Consider the following 8,927-nt stretch of genomic DNA (forward strand, 5'->3'; position numbering starts at 1 on the left):
CGCGCGCTATTGCGCTTTTGCTGGCGCGCTCGGCTGCGGTGTCGGCACCGGCGCGACGATTTGCGGGGTCAGCGGAAAGGAGAGCGAGGCGCTTTCCAGCTGATCGAGCGCACGCTGGGTGACAACGAGTTCGCGCGCGCGGGCGAGCCAATCGGCGGCGGCGTCCTTGCCCGGCATACGCTCCACTTCGGCAATCGCAGCGGTGATCCGCCCGCCCGAGATCGCCTCGCGCGCGCGCTGAATGCGGCTTTCCGGGGCGGGCGAGGCGGTGCTGTCGCGGCGGATGACGAACAGTTCGCCCATTTGCCGGTTGAGCCATTCCCAGCCGCCTTCGTTCGCGCTGCCGCCAATCAACTGCGGCTCAAGCCGGCCCAGTTGCTCGCTCAGGATCGGCACGGTCATGGGCCTTTGCGCGGCGGCGATCACCTGATTGACCGCATTGGGCTGGCCATCGCCAAAGCGCACGCGCAGCTGGGCTTCGAGATAGCCAAGCGGCTGGCCGCGCTCAATCGCGCGGCGCGCGGCAAACGCGACCAGCAGCGCTTCGGCGTGGCTCGCCTGCCCTGAAGCTGCGGCGGCTTGCTGGTTAAGCTCTGCCAGCCGCTGTTCGAGCGCGGAAAGTTTGGCCGCTGCGCTGGTCAGCGCGGCATTGGTCGCTGCTGCGTTGGCGACGACAGCGGCGACGGCTTGGCTCGGCTGGGAGGCTGGCGAGAGCAGCGGCGCAGCTACATTGATGGGCAGGATGAGCCGCAGCGCGCCAGATTGCCAGCCATACCACGTTGCCGCCGCGATCGCTGCGAGCATCAAGAGCAATATGACCAGCGCCCAGGAAAGACGGCTTCCGGGCCCACGCGGAGCCGCCGGCTGATCAACACTCGTTTCTGGCATGCAGATTTTTCGCTTTGTCAGTTACCCGGAAGCCACAGTTTCTGGCACATTTGCCGGGCCAAGGCCAGCACTGCTTCGTCTGTGCGTTCATGGGCAATTTCAATGTGTTGCCAGCCAATTCCAGCCATTTTGGCGATTCGCGGGGCGAGGCAAGCCAGCGCATGATCGCAAGCCGTGATGCCCAAGCGCCCGATTTCTGCGGCAAAATGCACCGCTGCCTCGCCCGAATGGAGCGCGATCACCGCTGGTTGGCGCAGCGCGGCGGCGAGGCTTTCCGGCATCGGGACTGGCCGGGCGGCGTAGACCACGATATCATCGACGATCACATGTTCGGGCAGCGCAAGCGGCAAATGCTTCTCGCCCGCCAACCGCAGATAGCGCCCTGGCGGCAGATCCAGCACCATCGGTTGCAGCCCGCCTTCGCCGATCCGCGCCACGGCAAAGCCTGCCGCGCGCGCCGCTTGAGCGGTAGCCTCGCCCACCGCGTGAACCGGCAAGCCTGCCAGCCCGGCCAGTTGCGGCCCGCCCAGCCGAAACGAATTGGCGCTGCCTGCAAGCAGCGCGGTGTAGGCCGCGCGGTCTGGCGCATCCCAATGAGTTGCGGCCATGGCAAACAGCGGCGCGGCGTGAACGGTCAACCCCAGCGCCCGCGCGGCGGCGGCGGTTGCCGCATTGCCCGGTTCGGGCCGGATGATCAGCAGCGGCGCTGAAAAACGCTGGGAGGGGGTGAGGCTCATGCGCGGCTTGCCGTAAACGGGATTATCTTTAAGTGGAAGGGGCCGATGGCGCTCATTCTTGGTCTTGAATCTTCGTGCGATGAAACCGCAGTTGCTGTTATCGACAGCGACGCGGCGACGCTTGGCGCAAGGATCGTGGCGCAGCGCATCGCCTCGCAGGATGAGGCGCACCGCCCCTATGGCGGCGTGGTGCCGGAAATCGCGGCGCGCGCGCATGCCGAAGTGATCGCGCCGATGGTCCGCGCTGTGCTGGCCGATGCCGGGCTGGGGCTGGACGCGATGGACGCTATTGCCGCCACCGCCGGACCGGGCTTGATCGGCGGGGTGATGGTCGGGCTGGTGACGGGCAAGGCGCTGGCCATGGCGGCGGGCAAGCCGCTGATCGCGGTCAATCATCTCGAAGGCCACGCGCTGTCGCCGCGGCTGGCCGATCCTACGCTTGCTTATCCCTATCTCCTGCTGCTGGTTTCGGGCGGACATTGCCAGATCCTCGAAGTGCTTGGCCTCGGCCAATATCGCCGCCTTGCCACGACCATCGACGATGCGCTGGGCGAGGCCTTTGACAAGACCGCCAAGATTTTGGGGCTGGGCTATCCCGGCGGCCCTGCGGTCGAGCGGACGGCGCGCGACGGCAATCCGCGCGCGGTGCCGCTGCCGCGTCCGCTGGTTGGCAGCGGCGATCCGCAGTTCTCGTTTGCCGGTTTGAAAAGCGCGGTGCTGCGCGCGAAGCAATCGGGGCTGCATGGCGACGCCGATATTGCCGCCTCGTTTCAGCAGGCCGCGATCGATTGCGTGGTCGACCGCACCCGTCTGTCGCTGCATGCCGCAGGGCCGGTGAGCGCGCTGGTGATCGCAGGCGGGGTGGCCGCCAATGCTGCCTTGCGCGCGGCGCTGGGCACGCTGGCGGGCGAGGTCGGCCTGCCCTTGGTCGCACCGCCGCCTGCCTTGTGCACTGACAACGCAGCGATGATCGGTTGGGCCGGAGGCGAGCGCTTTGCGGCCGGGCAATTCGATCCGCTCGATGTGGCGGCGCGGCCGCGCTGGCCTCTCGATGCCGCTGCGCCGCCTGTGCGCGGGGCGGGGGTGAAGGCATGAATGGCGCTGGCGAACCGATTGGCGTGGTGGGCGCGGGCGCTTGGGGCACGGCGCTGGCGCAGATGCTGGCAAGCGATGGCCGGCCGGTATTGCTGTGGGCGCGCGAGCCCGAAGTGGCCGATGAGATCAATACAGAGCGGTGCAATCGCCGGTTCCTGCCCTCGGCAGTGCTGGCCGAACCGATCCGCGCGACAGCGGACTTGAATGCGCTGCGCGGGCTCGCGGTGCTGCTCATGGTCACGCCGGCGCAACACTTGGCCGCGACGCTCGGCCAATTGGCCCCCCAAGGCGGGGATATCGTGTTGTGCGCCAAAGGGATCGAGGCGGCGACCGGGCGGACGATGGCCGATGCGGCGCGGGAAGCCGCGCCGCGCGCCGCGCTGGCGGTGCTATCCGGCCCGACGTTTGCGCACGAAGTGGCGGCGGGTTTGCCCGCTGCCGCGACGCTGGCTTGCGCCGGAGGCGAAGCGCAGTGGGCGCGGCTTGCCCCGGCCATCGCGCGCCCGGCGTTCCGCCCTTATTACTCCGATGATGTGATCGGCGCAGAAATCGGCGGCGCGGTCAAGAATGTGCTGGCGATTGCCTGCGGTGTCGTTGATGGCCTCGGCCTTGGCCTGAGCGCTCGCGCCGCCTTGATCAGCCGGGGTTTTGCCGAAATGCAGCGATTTGGCCTGGCCATGGGCGCGCGGGCAGAAACGCTGGCGGGCCTTTCGGGGCTGGGCGATCTGGTGCTGACCTGCTCTTCGCAGGCGAGCCGCAATTTTGCGTTGGGCGCGGCGCTGGGCCAGGGCGCGCGCGCCGAAGCGCTGCTGGCAGAGCGCGCCACTGTGGCCGAAGGCGCGTTCACCGCGCCGGTCCTAGCCGCGCTGGCGCAGGCGCGCGGCGTCGCCATGCCGATCACCGATGCCGTGGCCGCGCTGCTGCGAGGCGAAGCCACCGCCCGCGACATGGCGGCGCACTTGCTGGCCCGTCCGCTCCGTGCGGAGGCGGCGCATGGCTGAAAGCGCCAGCCTCTCGGGCGAACAGCAGGATATCGCCGCGCTTGCCAAGGGCGGGCGAACCAATGTGTTCGGCTTTCTGCTCAGGCTGGTGGCGCGAATCCCGTTTCTGTTCATCGCCGGGCGGCTTTACGGGGCCGAGGATCTCGGGCGGTTTGCGTCGGCCATGATTGCGGTGGAACTGGCGGCGCAGTTGGCAACATTTGGCCAGAAGCGGGGATTGGCCCAGCAATTGGCAGGCGGCGATGACCGGCAACCTGCGTGCGTCGTGGCGGATGCGTTGCTGCTATCCGGGTTTGCCGCGGCGCTGCTCGCCGGATTGCTCTATGCGTTTCCGGCGCTCATGTTTCCGAGCGGGCAATTCACGCCGTTGCAGCGGCTATTGCCGCTGGCCGTGGTGCCGCTGGCGCTGAGCGATGTCGCATTGGCGGCGCTGGCCTATCGGTTCGATGTGGCCGCCACGGTGCGCGCGCGCGCGGTGATCGAGCCATGGACGCTGTCGCTGGCGGCGGGCGGGCTTTGGCTGCTGGGGGCCTATGTGACGGGTCTGCGCGAAAGCGGGCTGATCTTTGCTTATGTTGCCTCGCTCTTCGCGGCGGGGGCTGCCTCTTTCGTCCCGCTGATCCGCAGTTATGGCCTGCCGCAGGCGTGGTCGCCCCGGCTGGGCAGCATGCTGCGCCTGGCGCTGCTCAATCTGCCGCTGGCCGGGGCCGACGCGATCGAGTGGGGATCGCGCAAGCTCGACCTGTTTATCCTCGGCACATTTGCGCCGCCGGCCGTTGTCGGCATCTATTATGTGGCGCAGCAGGTGGCGTCGTTGCCGCAAGCGCTCAAGACCAGCTTCGAGCCGATCCTGGGCCCGGTGATCGCGCGCAATTTGCATGAGCACAATTATCCCGCCGTGGCGCGGCAGGTCTGTCAGGTCGGCTTCTGGATTATCGCCGCACAGGCCGGCATTGCGCTGGCGCTTGGCCTGCCCAGCGCGGGCGTGATGGGGCTGCTGGGGCCGGGCTTTGCGGCGGGTGCGCTCGCGCTGGGGCTCTTGCTGGCGGCAGAAGTGGTGGCGGCACCTGCGGTCGTGAGCGAGGCGGCGCTGATCTATATCGCGCGGATGCGCAACTTCTGGATCAGCCTGGCGATGATCGCGCTGCAAGGTGTGCTGACCATCGTCCTGATCGAGCTTGCCCGGCAGTCCGGGTTCGATCCCTTGATGCAGGCCAGCGGCGCGGCAGCAGCGCTGGCTATCGCGCAAGTGCTTTGCTCCCTGCTCAAGTCGCGCATGCTCGCCCGCATTCTGGGCGAACCGATCAGCAATTTTCGAATGCCGCTGGTGTGGGCAGCGATTCCTGCGGTGATCACCGGCTTGCTGTTCAAGCTGTGCCCGGAATGGGTCGAGGTGGGGATTGGTGCGCCAGCGATCCTCGGCGTTTATGCCGTGCTCATCTGGCGCAGCGGTTTCGGCCCCGACGACCGGGTCTTGTTTCGCAAGCAGGCCGTCTGACGCGCAAGCAGGGCCACTTGGCAAATGCGCCCGCCGGTGCGTAAGGCAGACAGCATCAAAACCAACGCCGGGGTGCCGTGATAATGGAATGGATCGCTGCGAATTGGATGGCGCTGGGCGCAGGCGCGCTGCTGGTGTTGCTGGCGCTTTGGCTGCTGCTGCGAAAGCGCAAGCCGCGCGTTCAATCGCGCGACTACCGCGATGTGCTGAGCGAAGGCGCAGCGCCGGCGGCGCGCAACAGTGCGCTGATCGATGCGCCGCCTGCCGCTCAGGTCGCACCGATTGTTGCGGCGGCGACAGCCGCAGCGACCACGACGGTGCCAGGGGCAGCGACCGGTTCGCCCGATGATGGCGGCGATGATCTTACCCGGATCAAGAGCATCGGCCCGAAGCTGAGCGCGGCGCTGCGCGGCTTGGGGGTGACGCGCTATGGCCAGATCGCGCAGTGGAACGAAGCCGATCTGGCGCAGATCGACGCGCAGCTTGGGGCGTTCGCGGGCCGCGCTGTGCGAGACAACTGGATCGAACAATGCCACTTTTTGAGCAGCGGCGATATCGCGGGTTACGAGGCCAGGTTCGGCAAGCTGTAAGGGCTATTCCGGCGCGGCGGTGGGTGCCGGCCCTGCCGGGGCGACCTTGCAACGCTGGATAAGGCCGCGCGGAACATCGCTCGCGCTCACCTCGATCCGCCCGCCGCCGGGCAACGTACCGCTGAAGCTCGCCGCGAAAACTTCGGCACCGGGATCATCGGCGGCCAGCGTGCCCTGCCACAAATAGCCGCGCATGCCGGGCACCGAGGTTGCATCGACCGGCAGGCGCAGGATCCGCTCGCTGCTCTGCAGCGCAAACAAGGCTTGCGCGCCGATCTCGGCGGCAATGTGGCGCGTAACTATGAGCGCCCCGGCGCGGCATTCGAGCGACAGGAGCGGCCCTTGCCCAGCAAAGCCGAACCGCACGGTGCGCGCATCGGGCGCGGCGGCCCATATGCCTTGCGCATCCGCCACAGGCCGGCCGGGGATCGGCTCGCTTGCAGGCATGGCCATGCGCACTGCACCAAGCGGCGCGGCATCGCTATCGGTCGAGGCGGCGGATGGCGAACAGGCGGCGAGCGCTAAGGGTATGAGCAGGAAGGCTTTGCCGCGGTGCATTGTCACCGAGTAACACTTTAACCGGAAGCTTCAAGCGGCTGCGCGTTTCTGGATGGTCAGTTCAAGGCCTAGAGCGCCCAGCACAGCGATAAGGGTTTCCAGCGTCGGGTTGCCGTTCTCGGACAGCGCACTGTAAAGCGTCTGTCGGCCCAATCCGGATTTGCGGGCGATCTCGCTCATGCCTTTGGAGCGCGCGACATCGCCAAGCGCGCTGGCGATATGTTTGGGATCGTTCCCCTCCATCGCCGCCTCGAGATAAAAGAGGATATCCTCCTCGGTTTCGAGGTGCCTGGCGGGATCAAACGGGAAGACCTCCAATGCCATCATCAGCTTCCTTGGCGCTGCGGCGCAGTCGTACCGCTCGCTCTATCTTGCTGCGTAAATCGCCGGACGATAGCGTGGCTCGGGGATGACAAAGGCACGCTCGTGCGCGACTTCGAGCCAGCCTTCAATAGCGTCGTTGATATTGGCAAGCGCCTGAGCGCGGGTGTCGCCGTGCGTCGAGCAGGGGCGCAGATCGGGCACGTCCGCGATCCAGCATTCGTCCTCGGCGGACCAGAACAAGTTGATATGGTAATGGGGTTCGTTCACCCGGCGATATATAAGCTGTATTGCTCGATCAGTTCAAGGAATTCGCGAACTTGGAAGTGGGCAGTTGCTGCCGCCCGAAATTCCCACTATCGCCATAGGAATTCCTTGAAATTCATTGGCCTTTCGTTGAGGCGGGAAAGGAGGGGTGACAATCGTGCTGCCTGAACGCCCTATGCCAAAGTCTCGCCCGATCTCTTGGTGGCTCGTGCGCGCGCCACTTATTATCTGCGGCGTTTCGCTTGGCATCGCCTTCATTGTGAAGTGGCAGGCGTTAGCCGCCGCGCATCGGTATTGCAGGGAAAAGGGCGGCCTCGTCGTCAATGAACTTATGCCACAGGACATCATTTGGGGTGAGTTCAAGAACAATGGTGCACCTGGCCTAAGCAAATCTGGGGACGTGATTGCGAACGATCAACCCACGCTGGCCCAACTGGATGCAATCGACGATTTTCAGCTTCAACAGGTCAAGCGGAAGCCTCGCGGCCGCGCTTTGGCCGCTTTGTTGGAGCCTGGAATGGTCAATACTTCAAGTTTAGACAATCAATCAAAGTTTGCGGCCGATATGGTGCCATGGGATGCTCAAGGTCCGATGATTATTGCAGGCCCAGAATCCCCATTCTGTCGTGATGCGATCAAGATCGATATGAAGCAGGCGGAGCAAATCCTTGGGTGGAACAAGATCGATCCTCGTCTATGGTTTTGTCGCCCTAAGGAACAAGATTATCAACGGCTCTACATTCGAAACAGCTATATTTTTAATCGTTTGAAATATTCTATTTTCGGCTATTACGTGTATTTTGATGGGTGGCGCGTTTATCGATGGTACAGCGGGGAGCCAGCAGTAACAATGACGAAAATCGGCGTCGAGCCTATCGGACAAAAGCTCATTATGCCGATTGCCCTTCGAGGGGTGGATCCTAAATTTGCGGGCAACATTTGTACAGTTCCAGAGCTAGCAGTAACGACTAAGGGCGCTGCAAATCCATCCTCTCATCCCGACAGTCGTAACCCATTTGTAGTCGGCCGTACCATAATAGGTGGAAATAGTGGCTACGCATATCCTGGGAAAAGACAAGATGACTGATTCGATTTTTTCCGATTTTTCAATTATTAAATTCGCGACGCGCGTGCATCAGAAACGTGTCATCAGCGAATACGGAACTTACCGCAAAAAGCCTCACTTCCCCCACTTCTTCTGCTGCTTGCCATACCGCGTTTTCCGCGTCCCCGGCTTGCCCTCGTTGCTCCGCCCCACAATCGGTGCTTTCGCGTCGCCTTTGGGCAGGCCCAGTTCATCGGCCTCCAGCCGCCGGATTTCGTCACGCAGCCGTCCTGCTTCCTCGAATTCCAGGTCCGCCGCCGCCGCGCGCATGCGCTTTTCGAGGTCTTCGATGTAGCCGCGCAGGTTGTGGCCCACGAGGTTGTTGCGCTCGGGGTCATCCAGTTCGATCAGCACCCCGTCGCGGCTGGCGGTGTGGGCGACGATATCCTGGATGCCGCGCTTGATCGTGGTGGGCGTAATGCCGTGCAGTTCGTTGAAGGCGCGCTGCTTTTCGCGGCGGCGGTCGGTTTCGGCGATGGCGCGTTCCATGCTGCCGGTCATCCGGTCGGCATAAAGGATCACCCGGCCATCGACATTGCGCGCGGCGCGGCCGATGGTCTGGATCAGCGAGGTCTCGCTGCGCAGGAAGCCTTCCTTGTCGGCATCCAGAATGGTCACAAGCCCGCATTCGGGGATATCCAGCCCCTCGCGCAGCAGGTTGATCCCGACCAGCACGTCATAAACACCGAGGCGCAGATCGCGGATCAGCTCGATGCGCTCGAGCGTTTCGACGTCCGAATGCATGTAGCGCACGCGCAGGCCCGCTTCGTGCATGAATTCGGTGAGGTCTTCGGCCATGCGCTTCGTCAGGGTGGTGACGAGCGTGCGGTAGCCGTTCTGCGCGGTGATGCGGCATTCGTTGATGCA

Annotated in this window: 11 protein-coding genes; 5 read left to right on the forward strand and 6 right to left on the reverse strand. The window is 64.7% G+C overall.

Going from position 1 to position 8,927, the window contains the following annotated elements; all coding sequences use genetic code 11:
• Positions 1–6: 6 nt before the first annotated feature.
• On the reverse strand, positions 7–804 hold the full coding sequence (locus tag Q0O40_RS06135; protein ID WP_295527539.1) for a hypothetical protein: 798 nt from the start codon (positions 802–804) through the stop codon (positions 7–9).
• Positions 805–905: 101 nt separating this feature from the next.
• Positions 906–1,625 (reverse strand): uroporphyrinogen-III synthase, encoded by a 720-nt coding sequence (locus Q0O40_RS06140; protein ID WP_295527541.1) that lies wholly within the window; start codon positions 1,623–1,625, stop codon positions 906–908.
• 45 nt (positions 1,626–1,670) lie between these two features.
• Between Q0O40_RS06140 and tsaD the strand changes: the two genes are divergently transcribed.
• The 4 genes from tsaD to Q0O40_RS06160 all read left to right on the forward strand — a co-directional run bounded on the left by tsaD (position 1,671) and on the right by Q0O40_RS06160 (position 5,809).
• The gene (gene tsaD, locus Q0O40_RS06145; protein ID WP_295527543.1) at positions 1,671–2,720 is read left to right on the forward strand and encodes a tRNA (adenosine(37)-N6)-threonylcarbamoyltransferase complex transferase subunit TsaD; all 1,050 of its coding nucleotides are present in this window, start codon (positions 1,671–1,673) and stop codon (positions 2,718–2,720) included.
• Positions 2,717–3,721: an NAD(P)H-dependent glycerol-3-phosphate dehydrogenase gene (locus Q0O40_RS06150; RefSeq protein WP_295527545.1), complete on the forward strand. Its 1,005-nt coding sequence runs from the start codon at positions 2,717–2,719 to the stop codon at positions 3,719–3,721. Before tsaD ends, Q0O40_RS06150 begins: the two co-directional genes overlap by 4 nt.
• Positions 3,714–5,219 (forward strand): lipopolysaccharide biosynthesis protein, encoded by a 1,506-nt coding sequence (locus tag Q0O40_RS06155; RefSeq protein ID WP_295527547.1) that lies wholly within the window; start codon positions 3,714–3,716, stop codon positions 5,217–5,219. The genes Q0O40_RS06150 and Q0O40_RS06155 overlap by 8 nt, the downstream gene beginning before the upstream one ends.
• 83 nt (positions 5,220–5,302) lie before the next feature.
• Entirely contained in the window at positions 5,303–5,809 is a 507-nt protein-coding gene (locus Q0O40_RS06160; RefSeq protein WP_367183724.1) for a hypothetical protein, read from the forward strand.
• A gap of 3 nt (positions 5,810–5,812) precedes the next feature.
• Here Q0O40_RS06160 and Q0O40_RS06165 read toward each other — a convergent pair whose 3' ends face one another.
• The 3 genes from Q0O40_RS06165 to Q0O40_RS06175 are packed head-to-tail and all read right to left on the reverse strand — an operon-like array spanning position 5,813 to position 6,958.
• A complete protein-coding gene (locus tag Q0O40_RS06165; RefSeq protein ID WP_295527549.1) occupies positions 5,813–6,373 on the reverse strand; it encodes a hypothetical protein in 561 nt (186 codons plus the stop codon).
• Between the two features lie 24 nt (positions 6,374–6,397).
• On the reverse strand, positions 6,398–6,694 hold the full coding sequence (locus tag Q0O40_RS06170) for an addiction module antidote protein (RefSeq protein ID WP_295527551.1): 297 nt from the start codon (positions 6,692–6,694) through the stop codon (positions 6,398–6,400).
• A 39-nt stretch (positions 6,695–6,733) separates the two neighbouring features.
• Positions 6,734–6,958, reverse strand: coding sequence for a type II toxin-antitoxin system HicB family antitoxin (locus Q0O40_RS06175; protein WP_295527552.1), 225 nt, complete (start codon positions 6,956–6,958; stop codon positions 6,734–6,736).
• Positions 6,959–7,103: 145 nt separating this feature from the next.
• Here Q0O40_RS06175 and Q0O40_RS06180 point away from each other — a divergent pair, with 145 nt between their 5' ends.
• Positions 7,104–8,042, forward strand: coding sequence for a hypothetical protein (locus Q0O40_RS06180; protein WP_295527555.1), 939 nt, complete (start codon positions 7,104–7,106; stop codon positions 8,040–8,042).
• A gap of 93 nt (positions 8,043–8,135) precedes the next feature.
• Here Q0O40_RS06180 and Q0O40_RS06185 read toward each other — a convergent pair.
• The coding region (locus Q0O40_RS06185) for a helicase-related protein (RefSeq protein ID WP_295527557.1) at positions 8,136–8,927 on the reverse strand (792 nt) is incomplete at its 5' end.

This window comes from Novosphingobium sp. Chol11 (assembly GCF_945870625.1).
GTDB lineage: Bacteria > Pseudomonadota > Alphaproteobacteria > Sphingomonadales > Sphingomonadaceae > Novosphingobium.

Coding starts and splice junctions, on each gene's coding strand:
- Q0O40_RS06135 (WP_295527539.1), bottom strand. CDS start 804: ATGCTCGCAGCGATCGCGGCGGCAACGTGGTATGGCTGGCAATCTGGC.
- Q0O40_RS06160 (WP_367183724.1), top strand. CDS start 5,303: ATGGAATGGATCGCTGCGAATTGGATGGCGCTGGGCGCAGGCGCGCTG.
- Q0O40_RS06170 (WP_295527551.1), bottom strand. CDS start 6,694: ATGATGGCATTGGAGGTCTTCCCGTTTGATCCCGCCAGGCACCTCGAA.
- Q0O40_RS06155 (WP_295527547.1), top strand. CDS start 3,714: ATGGCTGAAAGCGCCAGCCTCTCGGGCGAACAGCAGGATATCGCCGCG.
- Q0O40_RS06140 (WP_295527541.1), bottom strand. CDS start 1,625: ATGAGCCTCACCCCCTCCCAGCGTTTTTCAGCGCCGCTGCTGATCATC.
- tsaD (WP_295527543.1), top strand. CDS start 1,671: ATGGCGCTCATTCTTGGTCTTGAATCTTCGTGCGATGAAACCGCAGTT.
- Q0O40_RS06150 (WP_295527545.1), top strand. CDS start 2,717: ATGAATGGCGCTGGCGAACCGATTGGCGTGGTGGGCGCGGGCGCTTGG.